Below are 13326 nucleotides of genomic sequence, written 5' to 3'. Positions count from 1 at the left end.
GGCGGATCGGGTCGCCCGCTCGGGCTACCCCGGGCGCCGCAGCACCGTGAGGCTGCGGTCCGTCAGCCGCAGCCGGTCGCCCGCCCCCGCCTTCGCCCCCGAGCCTGGCGGCACCCCCTGCGGCCGGGCCGTGTCCACCACCACCTGCCACTGCCGGCCGTGGTTCACCGGCACCAGGAAGTCCAGCGGCTGCGGGGAGGCGTTGAACATCAGCAGGAAGGAGTCGTCGGTGATCCGCTCGCCGCGCGGCCCCGGCTCGGAGATCGCGTTGCCGTTGAGGAACACCGTGAGCGCCAAGGCCCGCGCCGACTGCCAGTCCCGCTGGGTCATCTCCTCGCCCTCGGGGGTGAACCAGGCGATGTCGGACAGCTCGTCGTGGGTGCCCTCGACCGGACGGCCGTGGAAGAAGCGGCGCCGGCGCAGCACCGGGTGGTCGCGCCGCAGCCACACCATCGTGCGCCAGAACTCCAGCAGCTCGCCGCCGTCTTCCGGCCAGTCGAGCCAGCTCAGCTCGTTGTCCTGGCAGTAGGCGTTGTTGTTGCCGCGCTGGGTGCGGGCGAACTCGTCGCCGTGGCTGATCATCGGCACGCCCTGGGACAGCATCAGCGTGGCCGCGAAGTTCCGCATCTGCCGGGCGCGCAGCGCCAGGACGGCGGGATCGTCGGTGTCGCCCTCCGTCCCGCAGTTCCAGGACCGGTTGTGGCTCTCGCCGTCCCGGTTGTCCTCGCCGTTGGCCTCGTTGTGCTTGTCGTCGTACGACACCAGGTCGTGCAGGGTGAAGCCGTCGTGGCAGGTGACGAAGTTGATGGAGGCGAGCGGGCGGCGGCCGTCGTCCTGGTAGAGGTCGGAGGAGCCGGTCAGCCGGGAGGCGAACTCCCCGAGCGTGCGCGGCTCGCCCCGCCACAGGTCCCGCACCGTGTCCCGGTACTTGCCGTTCCACTCCGTCCACAGCGGCGGGAAGTTGCCCACCTGGTAGCCGCCCTCGCCCACGTCCCAGGGCTCGGCGATCAGCTTCACCTGGGAGACCACCGGGTCCTGCTGCACCAGGTCGAAGAACGAGGACAGCCGGTCCACCTCGTGGAACTGCCGGGCCAGGGTGGCGGCGAGGTCGAAGCGGAAGCCGTCGACGTGCATCTCGGTGACCCAGTAGCGCAGCGAGTCCATGATCATCTGGAGCACGTGCGGGGACCGCATCAGCAGCGAGTTCCCGGTGCCCGTGGTGTCCGTGTAGTAGCGGGGGTCGTCCGCCAGCCGGTAGTACGACGGGTTGTCGATGCCCTTGAACGACAGGGTGGGGCCCAGGTGGTTGCCCTCGGCGGTGTGGTTGTAGACGACGTCCAGGATGACCTCGATCCCGGCCTCGTGCAGGGCGCGGACCGCCGACTTGAACTCCAGCACCTGCTGGCCGCGGTCGCCCCAGGAGGCGTACGCGTTGTGCGGGGCGAAGAAGCCGATGGTGTTGTAGCCCCAGTAGTTGCTCAGGCCCAGGTCCACCAGCCGGTGGTCGTTCACGAACTGGTGCACGGGCATCAGTTCGAGGGCCGTCACGCCCAGCTTGGTCAGGTGTTCGATCAGTGCCGGGTGGGCGAGCCCCGCGTACGTGCCGCGCAGCTCCTCCGGGATGTCCGGGTGACGCATGGTCAGGCCCTTGACGTGCGCCTCGTAGATCACCGTGTGGTGGTACTCGGTGCGCGGCGGCCGGTCGTCGCCCCAGTCGAAGTACGGGTTGATCACCACCGAGGACATGGTGTGCGGCGCCGAGTCCAGGTCGTTGCGCCGCTCGGGCGCGTCGAAGTGGTGGCCGTACACCTCCTCGCCCCAGCGGATGCGGCCGCCGATCGCCTTCGCGTACGGGTCGAGCAGCAGCTTCGCCGAGTTGCAGCGCAGCCCGCGCCCGGGGTCGTACGGGCCGTGCACCCGGAAGCCGTACCGCTGCCCGGGCATCACCCCCGGCACGTACGCGTGCCGCACGAACGCGTCGCTCTCGCGCAGTTCCACCGCCGTCTCCGAGCCGTCGTCGTGCAGCAGACACAGCTCTACTCGATCCGCGGCCTCCGTGAAGACCGCGAAGTTGGTACCGGCGCCGTCATAGGTGGCGCCGAGCGGATATGCCTCTCCAGGCCAGACCTGCATGGACACGACTCTCCCAGCTGTGCGGCCCGTCCGGGCCGCGTTGCGCCACGAGTCCCCCTGACGGCAGGAAGTCTCCCCGAAAACGGGAACGGGTGTGAGGGGCGCGGCCGGACCGGGTGGGGCAGGGCGGGGCGCGCCGGGAGCGGGGGCCGTGGGCGGGCACGGCACATCGGCGGCCGGGGGCGCCGGTGGCCCGGCCGGGTGCGCCCCGGGAGCCCCCGCTATGAAACCGCTCACTCCCGGTGCCCCGCCGGGGCGGAACGGCCCGGAAACCCCAAGCAGTTGAGCGAAGCAGCCGGGGGACCGACCTGTCCATCCGGCTGCAGCGCGCGGTGCTACCGGAGTACCCTTCCTTGATCGTTGAGACGGGAGAGGCCCGGAAGTGGAAGGCGGTGCACGGGTGGGCTCGGGAGGGCTGGAGCTGCCCCCTGGTGACGAGGGTCACGAGGGGAACTCCGCGGACGTCCCGCCCGGCGCGGTGTCGCTGGCACGGCCGATGGACGCGGGTTCCATCGGACCGGAGCTGGACTGGGACGCCGACGCCTGGCACGAGGTGCGCACCCGCGCCCAGCGGGCCGGCCGGGCCTACATCTGGCTGAACCTGGTGGAGCAGCGGCTGCGGTCGGTCGTCGCGGCCGTCCTGCGGCCGGTCTACGAGCCCGTGCACGGCGATGAGTGGGTGGTCGCCGCCGCCGGACCGGCCGGGCAGGAGTGGGTGCAGCGCGCGGTCGCCGTCCGCGAGGTCAGCCGCCGCAAGGGCTACCTGCTCGACCCGGCCGACGACAACGTGCTCAGTTTCCTGACGCTGCCGCAGCTGCGCGAACTGATGGTGCAGCACTGGCCCTGCTTCGAGCCGTACTTCGACGAGCGCCGCGACCTCGAACTCGCCCTGGACGAGCTGGAGGTGACCCGCAACGTCGTCTCCCGCAACCGGGCCCTGTCCGAGGCGGTGCTCGGCCAGGCGGAGCGCGCCTCGGCCCGGCTCCTGGAGATGCTCGGCGCGGGCGGCGACGTGCCCTCCGCGCGCCGGCTGCCGGTCGACGCGGTGGAGGACCTGGTCGGCGACCGGTACGCGGACGTGGTCGCCGTGCACTCCGACCGGGTGCGGCTGATGCGCCAGTTCCCGGCCGAGGACATCTTCGGCGGCGCCCGGCGCCTCGACGCCATCGGCATCGGCCTCAACCTGCTGGTGCAGAACTTCTCCGGGCGGCGCCTGGTCCGGCTCGCCGAGTCCGGCTGCCGGGTGCGGCTGCTCTTCCTCAACCCCGCCTCCAGCTCGGTCAAACGCCGCGAGCGCGAACTCGGCATGAAGCGCGGCGAACTCAGCCGCTCGGTCGAGATGAACATCCTGCACATGCGCCGGGTGCGCTCCCGGCTGCGCGACCCGGGCGCCTTCGAGATCCAGGTCTACGACGAGACGCCCCGCTTCACCGCCTACCTGGTGGACGGCGACGGTGCCGACGGCGTCGCCGTGGTGCAGTCCTATCTGCGCGGGGCGCGCGGCATGGAGTCCCCCGTGCTGGTGCTGCGCAACGGCAGCCGCCTGGTCAAGTCGGACGACGAGGGCGAAGCCGGGCTGTTCCCGACATACCGTGAGGAATTCGAGCTGGCCTGGGCCGATTCGCGCCCGGTGTCCTGAACCGTCCCCGGCGAGAAGCGGAACGCGGTCCTCTGGTTGTCAGTGGCGCGTGCGAAGGTGGAGACCACTGGGGGAACGCACCGTCAAGAAGGGGGGCCACCCATGGGCTGGCACCGGGAGCTGCTGATCGGTTTCGACCTGGAGACGACCGGCACGGATCCGCGCGAGGCGCGCATCGTCAGCGGCGCGGTGATCGAGGTCAGGGCCGGCGAACGGCTGGGACACCGGGAGTGGCTGGCCGACCCGGGCGTGGAGATCCCGGCCGACGCGGTCGCCGTGCACGGCATCAGCAACGAACGCGCGGCGGCCGAGGGCGAACCGGCCGACCGGGTGGCCGACGCCATCGCCCGCGCCCTGGTGTCCTACTGGACGGCGGGCGTCCCCGTCGTCGCCTACAACGCGGCCTTCGACCTGACCCTGCTCTCCGCCGAACTGCGCCGCCACGGACTGCCGTCGCTCTCCGACCGCCTCGGCGGCATCGCCCCGGCCCCCGTCGTGGACCCGTACACGATCGACCGCTGGGCCGACCGCTACCGCCGCCGCAAGCGGAACCTGGAGGCGGTGTGCGCCGAGTACGGCGTCGTCCTGGACGCGGCGCACAACGCCTCGGCCGACGCCCTCGCCGCGGCCCGCCTGGCCACCGCGATAGCCGACCGCCACCCGAAGATCGCCGCCCTCGGCCCCGCGGAACTGCACCGCAGGCAGATCGAGTGGTACGCGCAGTGGGCGGCGGACTTCCAGGCCTTCCTGCGCCGCAAGGGGGACGCGGCGGCGGTGGTGGACGGCGCGTGGCCGCTGCGGGAGCTGTCGCCCGAGGCGGTGTGACGGGGCGTCCGCGGGGGTGTGGCAGGGCGGTTCGGCGCGGTGCTCAGAAGGGGTACCAGCGCACCGACTCGTCCCCGTCCCGCAGCGAGGCCACCCGGCGGCGGAACTCCGCCAGCGCCTTGGGGTTGCTCGGCGCGTGCTGGGCCACCCAGGCACAGCTGGCCGTCTCGCGGGCGCCGCGCAGCACCGAGCACCCCTCCCACTCGCGCACGTCCCAGCCGTAGGTCCCGGTGAACGCGTCGTACGCCTCGGCCGGCAGCCCGTACCGGTCGCGGGACAGCGCCATGACCACCAGGTCGTGCTCGCGCAGGTCGGCCGAGAAGGTCTCCAGGTCCATCAGGACCGGCCCGTGCGGACCGATGTGCACATTGCGGGGCAGCGCGTCGCCGTGGATCGGGCCCGGCGTCAGACGGGGCGTCAGCGCGGCCGCGGCCGCCGCGAAGCCGTCCCGGCGCTCGCGCAGATACGCCGCGTCCTCGGGGTCGATCGCCGTACCCGCCAGCCGCAGCCAGCGCTCCACCCCGCCGAGCAGTTCCCGGCGCGGCAGCGCGAACGGCGCGGCGGGCAGGGCGTGCACGACCCGCAGCAGCTCGGCCAGGTCCCTGGGCTCGGCGGGCCGCTCGGCATCGGGCAGCCGGTGCCACACGGTCACCGGGTGACCGCCCACCAGACGCGGCTCCGGCTCGGCCGCCCGTACCGCGGGCACGCCCGCCTCGGCCAGCCACCCGGCGATGGCCAGCTCGCGCCGGGCCCGCTCCAGCAGCTCGGCGTCCCGGCCCACCTTGACCACCAGGTCACCGGCGGCGAACACCGCGTTCTCGCCGAGCGCGAGCAGCCGCGCGTCCCCGGCCGCGACCGTCGGCACCCGGGCCGCGGCCAGCACCTCCCGCGCCCGTGCCTCGTCCATCGTCGTGCCTCCGTCTCCCGAGCCGTCGTACGGGGTCCCGGCGGCTGCCGTTTCCCCCGGCCAGTCTCCCATTCGCCCTGGCCGGGCCCGCACGCGCGGCGGGGGATGTCCGTTCCGCCGCCAGAGATCCACTTTGTGATTACGAAAGCTTGTTGAACAAGTCACAGCCGCGTGCAGAGGTTGATCCCGACCCCGTTGAACCGGCAGAGTTTCGCGCAGCCCGGGCGAAGCACGGGCCCCGGCCGTCGTGCCCGCCCCCACGGGGCACGACGGCCGTTCTAAGCTGACCGGGTGACCACCTATGCGGCGCTGTTGCGCGGGATCAACGTCGGCGGCAACCGGAGGCTCCCCATGGCCGACCTGCGCGCCCTGCTCGGCGGCCTCGGCCACACCGGCGTCCGCACCCATCTGCAGAGCGGCCAGGCGGTGTTCACCGCCGACCACGGCGACGAGGACACCCTCGCGGCGGAGCTGGCCGGCGCGATCGAGGAGCGCTTCGGGTTCGCGGTGGACGTCCTGGTGCGCGACCACGCCTACCTGGCCGAAGTGGCCCGCGCCTGCCCCTTCCCGGCCGCCGGCCTGGCGGCCCGGCAACTGCACGTCACCTACTTCTCCGCGCCCGTCACCCCCGACCGCTACGCGCACATCGACCAAGCAGCCCATCTCCCCGAGGAGTTCCGCCTCGGCGACCGCTGCCTGTACCTGTACGCCCCCGACGGCCTCGGCCGCTCCAAGCTCGCCGAGGCGCTGAGCCGGCCGCGCGCCACCAAGGGCCTGATCGCCACCAGCCGGAACTGGAACACCGTGGTCAAGCTGGTCGAGCTGACCACGCCGGCGACCTGAACACGGACGAGGGGTCGGCCGATGCGCTACATCGTGATCGGGGCGGGCGCGGTCGGCGGCGCCGTCGGCGGCCGGCTGGCCCAGGCCGGCCGCGAGGTCGTGCTCGTCGCCCGCGGCACCCAGTTGACGGCGCTCGGCGAGCACGGGCTGCGCCTGCGCGTCCCCGAGGGGGAGCTGAGGCACCGATTGCCGGCCGTCGCGGGCCCGGAGCCGCTCGGCGCGCTGCGGGCCGACGACGTGCTGCTGCTCGCCGTGAAGACCCAGGACACCGTGGCCGCCCTGGACACCTGGGCCGGCGTCCCGGTGGCCGGGGGCGGCACCGCCGGTGAGCGGCTGCCGCTGTTCTGCCTCCAGAACGGCGTGGAGGGCCCCCGGCTCGCGCTGCGCCGCTTCCGGCGGGTCTACGGCGTCTGCGTCTGGCTGCCCGCCACCTTCGTGGAACCCGGTGTCGTCTCCGCCGCCGGCTCCCCGCTGACCGGCGTGCTGCACCTGGGCCGCGCCCCGCACGGCACCGACGACACCGCCCGGAGCGTCGCCGCCGACCTCGCGGACGCCCGCTTCGAGGCGCCGGTCGTGCCGGACGTGGCCCGCTGGCAGTACGCCAAGCTGCTCGCCAATCTGGCCAACGCCCAGGAGGCCGTGAGCGGGCCCGGCAGGTCCGAGGCCGCCAAGGCGCTGTCCGCGCGGGTACGGGCCGAGGGGGAGGCCGTGCTGGCGGCCGCCGGGATCGCCTGGGCGAGCGCCGAGGAGCAGCGCGCGGCCCGTGGCGACAAGGTGACCCTGGTCCCGCTGGAGGGCGCCCCGCGCGGCGGCGGCTCCTCCTGGCAGTCCCTCGTCCGCGGCACCGGCAGTATCGAGGCGGACTACCTCAACGGCGAGATCGTCCTCCTCGGCCGGCTGCACGGCGTGCCCACCCCGCTGAACGAACTCCTCCAGCGCCTCGCCGACGCCTTCGCCCGCGAGCGCCGGCCCGCGGGCTCCCTGCCGATCGCCGATCTGGTCCGCATGGCCGACGAGGCCGAGCGGCGGGCCTGCTGACCCGTTTCCGCTTCGCCGTAACCGGAGCCCGGGTGAGCCGGCGCACGGATGGCCGATAACCGCCCCCGCGGCGCGCCTCCTTGATCCTCCCCTGTGACATCGGGGCCGTCCGGGACGCAGAACGAAGAGCCGTCGCGGTCCGACGTCGCAGGGGAACGCCGGACCGTGGCGGCTTTTACCACGGCCTGGCCCGGAAGGGGCCGGGCTCCGCGAACTTCGCGACAAGTCCAGCCCGCATGCCTAGGGTTGGAGCCACGCCGGGCGGCCCGGGGCCCGCGCCGGAGCACGCGCGCGCGGTTCCGCTTGCGCGCCCGGCCCGGTCAACCGACACCGGTCGCCCGAACGAGCGGCGATTTTCGGCCTACTCGGCGCGTTCGCCGTCGCAGCGGGCGGGCGCCGCGCCACCGGGCCGCGGCGCCCGCCCGGACGGCCGGCAACGTCACCTCCGATCCACGAGCGAGGACTGGACATGAGCACCTATGACTACGGACACGTCAACGGTCCCGGACAGTACGGCGAGTTCGTCGCCCTCGACCTGACGCACGGCACCCCGCCCCTGGAGGCCCTGATCGCCGTCTCCGCCCGGCTCACCGAGGCGCTGCGCAGGGAGTGCCCGGGGCTCGTCCGCCAGGGCCAGATCATCGAGGCGGCGTTCGCGGAGTCCGCCGACGACGGGCTGCCGCCCAACCGCGGCCGCATCCGTTCCGCGCTGGACGACATCTGCATCGGGGCATCGGCCGGCACCGCCAGCCTCGCCTACACCCGGCAGCTGGTGCAGGCCCTCGGGCTGTGACCGCCGGCCGGCGCGGTGCGCGCCTCGGCGGTGCCCCTCAGGCGCCCAGCACCCGGAGCGCCGGCCGGCAGGCGGCGTCGTACCGGTGCAGCAGCAGCCGCGCCACCTCCGGTGCGGGACCCAGCACCTCGGCGAGCACGTCCGCACCGGCGGCGCCGCGCGCGATGCGGTCCGGCAGGAAGCCGGGGGCCAGCACGTACGGCGCGACGGCCACGCGGGCGCAGCCGAGCACGCGCAGTTCGCGCACGGCGTCCTCGGTGCGCGGCAGGGAGGCGGAGGCGAACGCGGGCCGCACGGCGCACCAACCGGTGTGCCACCACTCCCGCGCGATGTCGGCGATCACCGCGATCGCCTCCGGGTCGCTGGACCCCGCCGAGGCCAGTACGACCCCGGTCGAGGACTTGTCGGCCGGGGACAGCCCGGCCTCGTACAGGCGCCGCTCCAGCGCCGCGAGCAGCAGCGGCGACGGGCCGAGCACCTCCGCCTGCCGGACGCGCAACCGCGCGGGCGCCTGCCGCAGCACCGCCGGGATGTCGGCCTTGGCGTGGAAGGCACGGGTCAGCAGCAGCGGCAGGGCCACCACGTCCCGGACCCCCTCCGCCGCCAGGGACCCCAGCACGCCCTGCACCGAGGGCACGTTGAAGTCCAGGAAGCCGGTCTCCACGCGCAGCCCGGGCCGCTGCGACCGCACCCGCTCCACCAGGGCGTGCACGGTCCGGGCGTGCCGCGGGTCGCGGCTGCCGTGGGCGATGACGAGGAGCACGGGCCCGTTCACGCCGGTCAGCCCCTCACCAGCAGCCCGCGGCTGCGCAGCACCCACCGCTCCAGCGGACTGAAGATCAGCAGGTCGATCGCGATGCCGACGAACAGGATCAGCAGGATGGCCTCGAACACCATCGCCATGTCGCTGGCGGTGCGCGCGTTCTCCAGCAACTGGCCGAGGCCGGTGCCCAGATCGGGGAAACTGGCGATGATCTCCGCGGCCATCAGGGAGCGCCAGGAGAACGCCCAGCCCTGCTTCATGCCGGCCACATAGCCGGGCAGGGCCGCCGGCAGGGTGATATGCCAGGTGCCCCTGACACCGGTGGCGCCCAGCGTGCGGCCCGCGCGCAGGAACAGCGGGGAGACCTGGTCCACGCCGGAGACCAGCCCGTTGGCGATCGACGGCACCGCGCCGAGCAGGATCACCGTGTACATCATGGAGTTGTTCAGGCCCAGCCAGATCACCGCGGGCGGCACCCAGGCCACCGACGGCAGCGACTGGAGCCCGGACAGCACCGGCCCGATCGCCGCGCGCACGAACCTGACCCGCGCCACCAGCAGCCCCAGCGGGGTGCCGATCAGGAGCGCGAGGCAGAAGCCGAGCAGGCCCCGGGAGACGGAGGTCCAGATGTAGCCGAGCAGCTTGCCCTGGAGCCAGTCGTCGCGGAAGGCGCCCCAGACCGCGCCCGGCGTGGGCAGCTTGGTCGGATCGTCCACGATCTTCAGGGTGATCAGGCCCTGCCACACCACCAGCACCACGACGACCGCGGCGACAGGCGGGACGATCTTGTCGACGAGGGTCTTGCGGAACGGCGTACGGCGCGACTGGGTCGTCTCCAGCGCGTCGAGGCCCGCCCCCACGCTGTCCGTCGCGGGACCGGTCGTCGCGGGACCGGTCGTCGTTTCACTGCTGACCATGACGGCGGATCTCCCCACGCAGGACTTCGGTGATCTCCAGGGACAGCTCCGCCACCGGCGCGTCCTCGATGCGCCGCGGATGCGGGATGCCGACCTCCCATTCCCGGGCGATGCGGCCGGGCCGGGAGGAGAGCAGGACGACCCGCTGGGCGAGCCGCACCGCCTCGCGCACGTTGTGCGTCACGAACAGCACCGACACTCCGGTCTCCGACCAGATCCGGGTCAGCTCGTCGTGCAGCACGTCCCGCGTGATGGCGTCCAGGGCCGCGAACGGCTCGTCCATCAGCAGCAGCCGGCTCTCCTGCGCCAGCGCCCGGGCCATCGCGACCCGCTGGCGCATGCCGCCGGACAGCTCGTGCACGCGCTTGCCGTACGCGCCCTTCAGCCGGACGAGTTCGAGCAGTTCCTCGGCCTTGCCGCGCCGCTCCGGGCGGGGGACCCCCCTGAGCCGGAGGGCGAGTTCGATGTTCTTGCCGGCGGTCAGCCAGGGGAACAGGGCGTGTTCCTGGAACATCAGCGCGGGGCGGCCGTCGGTGTGGATGGTGCCCGCGGTGGGCTTGTCCAGGCCCGCCACCAGGTTGAGCAGCGTGGACTTTCCGCAGCCCGAGGCACCCAGGAGGGTGACGAACTCGCCGGGTGCGACATCGATGCCGATGTCGTCCAGGACGAGCTGGGGCCCGCCCGGTGTGGCGAAGGACTTCGAGACATGCTCAAGGCGTGCGGCGTACTCCACCGACCGCGCGGCCTTGGCGAGGGTCGTGGCCATGGTCGTCACCTCCTGGGACGTCGTGGGGCGGGTGTCAGCTGGTGCCGAGACCGGCGGCGTCGACCGGACGCCCGCCCTCGGCCTTGAGAACCTTGTTGAGGATCGTCAGGTCGTAGATCCCCTTCAGATCCGGCTTGGCCAGCAGCCCGGCCTTGACCGCGTGCGCCGCCTCGCTGTCGAGGCTGGCGGCCAGCGGATCGTCGGTGAAGCGGACGGACTTCCACGCCGGGTCGAGCACATCGGCCGGCAGCGCCTTGCCGGAGTCGTCCGCGAGCTGCTTGTTCGCGGCCTGCTTCGCCTGCTCCGGATTGGCGTTGATCCACTTGTTGGCCTCGACGGACGCCCTCAGCACCGCCTCGACGGCCTTCGGGTGCTCCTTGAGGAACGCCTGGCGCACGATGATGTTGGTGATCACGAACTTGTTGCCCGGCCACAGCGAGGACTCGTCCAGCAGCACCTTGCCGCCCTCGGCGACCAGCTTGGACGCGGTCGGCTCCGGCACCCAGGCGCCGTCGACGGAGCCCGCCTTGAAGGCGTCCGGGGTCACCTTGTTGTCGCTGCGCACGACCGTGACATCGCCCTTGCCGCTCTGCGGGTCCACCTTCCAGCCCTGCTCCGCGGCCCAGTTGAGGAACGCCACGTCCTGCGTGTTGCCCAGCTGTGGGGTGGCGATCTTCTTGCCCTTGACGTCCTTCAGCGACGTGATCTTCTTCGGGTCGACGACCAGCTTGACCCCGCCGGAGGCCGAACCGCCGATGATCTTCAGGGACTTGCCGTCGGACTTGGTGTAGCCGTTGATCGCCGGGGAGGGGCCGATCCAGCCGATGTCGATGGAGCCCGAGTTCAGCGCCTCGATCTCGGAGGGCCCGGCGTTGAAGGTGGCGTACTCGGCCTTGGTGGCGCCCAGTTCCTTCTGGAACAGGCCGCGCTCCCGGCCCACCAGCGCGGTGCCGTGGGTCAGGTTCGGGAAGTAGCCGATCTTCACGGAGTCGAGACCGTCGGTCTTCTTCGCCCCGGCCGCGACCTTCGCGGTGTCGTCGGTCTTCGCCTCGGAGCCGTAGCCGCACGCGGCGAGCATGAGCAGGGGGAGCGCGGCCAGCGCGGCCGTCGAGCGGCGCAGCACGCGGGAGTTGATGGCAGGCACGGGAGGGTTTCCTCTCGTTGGCCCGGCGGTCACGGTCTCTCAGGTCGTGGCCGGGAGGTCGGCAGGTCTTCGTTTACGGCGGTGGGGGGTGAGGGCGCGCGAGCGGTGCGCGTACGTCAGCGCACACATCGCGCGACCCCGCCCTGGCCGCTGCCGAGGGCGCCGCTGCCCACACGGCCGCCCTCCTTCGCGAACGCCGAGAAGAAATCCGGAGGGTTCATGGTCAGAAGTCCCAGCCGTCGTCGTCGGCCGCGCTCTTGACGGGGTCGGGCGCCGCGAACGACTCGCCGACCATGCCCGCGGTGAGCGTGGTGCCGTCGGCCGGGTCGATCAGGATGAACGAACCGGTGCGGCGGGAGTCGGCGTAGGAGTCGACCGGGAGGGGTTCGGCCGTGCGGATCTTGACGCGGCCGATGTCGTTGGCGGCGAGCTGCCCGGGGTGCGGGTGCAGGGACAGGTCGTCCAGGGTGAGCCGGGACGGGATGTCCTTCACGATCGCCTTGACCGTGCGCGTGCCGTGCTTGAGCAGCACCCGGTGGCCGACCGTCAGCGGTTGGTCCGCGACATGGCAGACGGTCGCCTCCACGTCCTGCGTGGTGGGCGGCGCGTCCTTCGTCGGCACGATCAGGTCGCCGCGCGAGACGTCGATGTCGTCAGCCAGCAGGAGGGTCACGGATTGCGTGGTCCACGCGACGTCCACCGGCTCGCCCAGCAGGTCGATGCCGGAGATCGTCGAGGTACGCCCGGACGGCAGGACGGTCACCTCCTCGCCGACCCGGAAGCTGCCCGCCGCGATCTGGCCCGCGTACCCCCGGTAGTCGCGGTGCTCCGCGGTCTGCGGGCGGATCACGTACTGCACGGGCAGCCGCGCGTGGCAGTGTGCCAGGTCGTGGCTGACCGGGACGGTCTCCAGGTGCTCCAGGACGGTGGGACCGCCGTACCAGTCCATGTGCGCGGACGGCTCCACCACGTTGTCGCCGGCCAGCGCGGAGATCGGGATCGCGGTCACCTCCGGGACGCCCAGCTCCGTCGCGTACGCCGTGAACTCCTCGGCTATCGCGGCGAACACGGGCTCCGCGTAGTCGACCAGGTCCATCTTGTTGACCGCGAGGACGACGTGCGGGACCCGCAGCAGGGCGGCGATCGCGGCGTGCCGGCGGGTCTGCTCGACCACGCCGTTGCGGGCGTCGACCAGGATGACGGTCAGCTCCGCCGTGGACGCGCCGGTGACCATGTTGCGGGTGTACTGCACATGGCCCGGGGTGTCGGCGAGGATGAACCGCCGCCGGGGCGTGGCGAAGTAGCGGTACGCCACGTCGATGGTGATGCCCTGTTCGCGCTCGGCGCGCAGACCGTCGGTGAGCAGGGCGAGGTCGGGACCGTCCTGGCCACGGCTCGCCGACGCCCGCTCCACGGCTTCGAGCTGGTCGGCGAGGACCGACTTGGAGTCGTGCAGCAGCCGGCCGACGAGGGTGGACTTGCCGTCGTCCACGGAGCCGGCGGTGGCGAACCGCAGCAGGGTGGTGGCCGAGAGTGCCTCGGTCGTGGTGGTGCTCAT

At 72.8% G+C, this 13326-nt stretch carries 12 protein-coding genes; 5 read left to right on the top strand and 7 right to left on the bottom strand.

Translation table 11 applies throughout. The features are described 5' to 3' along the window. Window positions 1-24: 24 nt before the first annotated feature. Window positions 25-2133: a glycogen debranching protein GlgX gene (glgX, locus tag HZZ00_RS26780; protein ID WP_180328851.1), complete on the bottom strand. Its 2109-nt coding sequence runs from the start codon at window positions 2131-2133 to the stop codon at window positions 25-27. 400 nt (window positions 2134-2533) lie between these two features. Here glgX and HZZ00_RS26775 point away from each other — a divergent pair, with 400 nt between their 5' ends. Next, window positions 2534-3772 carry an SAV2148 family HEPN domain-containing protein gene (locus HZZ00_RS26775; RefSeq protein ID WP_180333723.1) on the top strand — a complete coding sequence of 413 codons (1239 nt, stop codon included), beginning with the start codon at window positions 2534-2536 and terminating at the stop codon, window positions 3770-3772. A gap of 102 nt (window positions 3773-3874) precedes the next feature. Next, entirely contained in the window at window positions 3875-4597 is a 723-nt protein-coding gene (locus tag HZZ00_RS26770; RefSeq protein ID WP_180328850.1) for a 3'-5' exonuclease, read from the top strand. Between the two features lie 43 nt (window positions 4598-4640). Here HZZ00_RS26770 and HZZ00_RS26765 read toward each other — a convergent pair whose 3' ends face one another. Beyond that, window positions 4641-5504 carry a phosphotransferase enzyme family protein gene (locus HZZ00_RS26765; RefSeq protein WP_180328849.1) on the bottom strand — a complete coding sequence of 288 codons (864 nt, stop codon included), beginning with the start codon at window positions 5502-5504 and terminating at the stop codon, window positions 4641-4643. 351 nt (window positions 5505-5855) lie between these two features. Here HZZ00_RS26765 and HZZ00_RS26760 point away from each other — a divergent pair, with 351 nt between their 5' ends. The 3 genes from HZZ00_RS26760 (at window position 5856) to HZZ00_RS26750 (ending at window position 8178) form a co-directional block, all read left to right on the top strand. Further along, window positions 5856-6347 (top strand): DUF1697 domain-containing protein, encoded by a 492-nt coding sequence (locus HZZ00_RS26760; protein WP_257586010.1) that lies wholly within the window; start codon window positions 5856-5858, stop codon window positions 6345-6347. A 21-nt stretch (window positions 6348-6368) separates the two neighbouring features. Beyond that, window positions 6369-7385 carry a ketopantoate reductase family protein gene (locus HZZ00_RS26755; protein WP_180328847.1) on the top strand — a complete coding sequence of 339 codons (1017 nt, stop codon included), beginning with the start codon at window positions 6369-6371 and terminating at the stop codon, window positions 7383-7385. 469 nt (window positions 7386-7854) lie between these two features. After that, a complete protein-coding gene (locus HZZ00_RS26750) occupies window positions 7855-8178 on the top strand; it encodes a hypothetical protein (RefSeq protein ID WP_180328846.1) in 324 nt (107 codons plus the stop codon). Between the two features lie 37 nt (window positions 8179-8215). Here the strand turns inward: HZZ00_RS26750 and HZZ00_RS26745 are convergent, their stop codons facing one another. The 5 genes from HZZ00_RS26745 to HZZ00_RS26720 all read right to left on the bottom strand — a co-directional run bounded on the left by HZZ00_RS26745 (window position 8216) and on the right by HZZ00_RS26720 (window position 13326). Then, window positions 8216-8953, bottom strand: coding sequence for a sirohydrochlorin chelatase (locus HZZ00_RS26745; protein ID WP_180328845.1), 738 nt, complete (start codon window positions 8951-8953; stop codon window positions 8216-8218). Between the two features lie 5 nt (window positions 8954-8958). After that, on the bottom strand, window positions 8959-9858 hold the full coding sequence (locus tag HZZ00_RS26740) for an ABC transporter permease (RefSeq protein WP_180328844.1): 900 nt from the start codon (window positions 9856-9858) through the stop codon (window positions 8959-8961). Beyond that, complete coding sequence (locus tag HZZ00_RS26735; RefSeq protein ID WP_180328843.1) at window positions 9845-10624, bottom strand: ABC transporter ATP-binding protein; 780 nt, start codon at window positions 10622-10624, stop codon at window positions 9845-9847. Before HZZ00_RS26735 ends, HZZ00_RS26740 begins: the two co-directional genes overlap by 14 nt. Before the next feature lie 34 nt (window positions 10625-10658). Then, entirely contained in the window at window positions 10659-11768 is a 1110-nt protein-coding gene (locus tag HZZ00_RS26730) for an aliphatic sulfonate ABC transporter substrate-binding protein (RefSeq protein ID WP_180328842.1), read from the bottom strand. Between the two features lie 223 nt (window positions 11769-11991). Continuing rightward, complete coding sequence (locus HZZ00_RS26720) at window positions 11992-13326, bottom strand: sulfate adenylyltransferase subunit 1 (RefSeq protein WP_180328841.1); 1335 nt, start codon at window positions 13324-13326, stop codon at window positions 11992-11994.

Origin of the sequence: Streptomyces sp. NEAU-sy36, from assembly GCF_013423905.1 — a bacterium.
GTDB lineage: Bacteria > Actinomycetota > Actinomycetes > Streptomycetales > Streptomycetaceae > Streptomyces > Streptomyces misionensis.
Note: the sequence above shows the minus strand (reverse complement) of the source record. Positions and strands in the feature narration are given on the sequence as shown.

What these genes read in the sequence shown, in the direction of transcription:
- HZZ00_RS26765 (WP_180328849.1), bottom strand. Translation starts at nt 5,504, where the DNA reads ATGGACGAGGCACGGGCGCGGGAGGTGCTGGCCGCGGCCCGGGTGCCG.
- glgX (WP_180328851.1), bottom strand. Translation starts at nt 2,133, where the DNA reads ATGCAGGTCTGGCCTGGAGAGGCATATCCGCTCGGCGCCACCTATGAC.
- HZZ00_RS26720 (WP_180328841.1), bottom strand. Translation starts at nt 13,326, where the DNA reads ATGAGCACCACCACGACCGAGGCACTCTCGGCCACCACCCTGCTGCGG.
- HZZ00_RS26750 (WP_180328846.1), top strand. Translation starts at nt 7,855, where the DNA reads ATGAGCACCTATGACTACGGACACGTCAACGGTCCCGGACAGTACGGC.
- HZZ00_RS26755 (WP_180328847.1), top strand. Translation starts at nt 6,369, where the DNA reads ATGCGCTACATCGTGATCGGGGCGGGCGCGGTCGGCGGCGCCGTCGGC.
- HZZ00_RS26740 (WP_180328844.1), bottom strand. Translation starts at nt 9,858, where the DNA reads ATGGTCAGCAGTGAAACGACGACCGGTCCCGCGACGACCGGTCCCGCG.
- HZZ00_RS26760 (WP_257586010.1), top strand. Translation starts at nt 5,856, where the DNA reads ATGGCCGACCTGCGCGCCCTGCTCGGCGGCCTCGGCCACACCGGCGTC.
- HZZ00_RS26770 (WP_180328850.1), top strand. Translation starts at nt 3,875, where the DNA reads ATGGGCTGGCACCGGGAGCTGCTGATCGGTTTCGACCTGGAGACGACC.
- HZZ00_RS26735 (WP_180328843.1), bottom strand. Translation starts at nt 10,624, where the DNA reads ATGGCCACGACCCTCGCCAAGGCCGCGCGGTCGGTGGAGTACGCCGCA.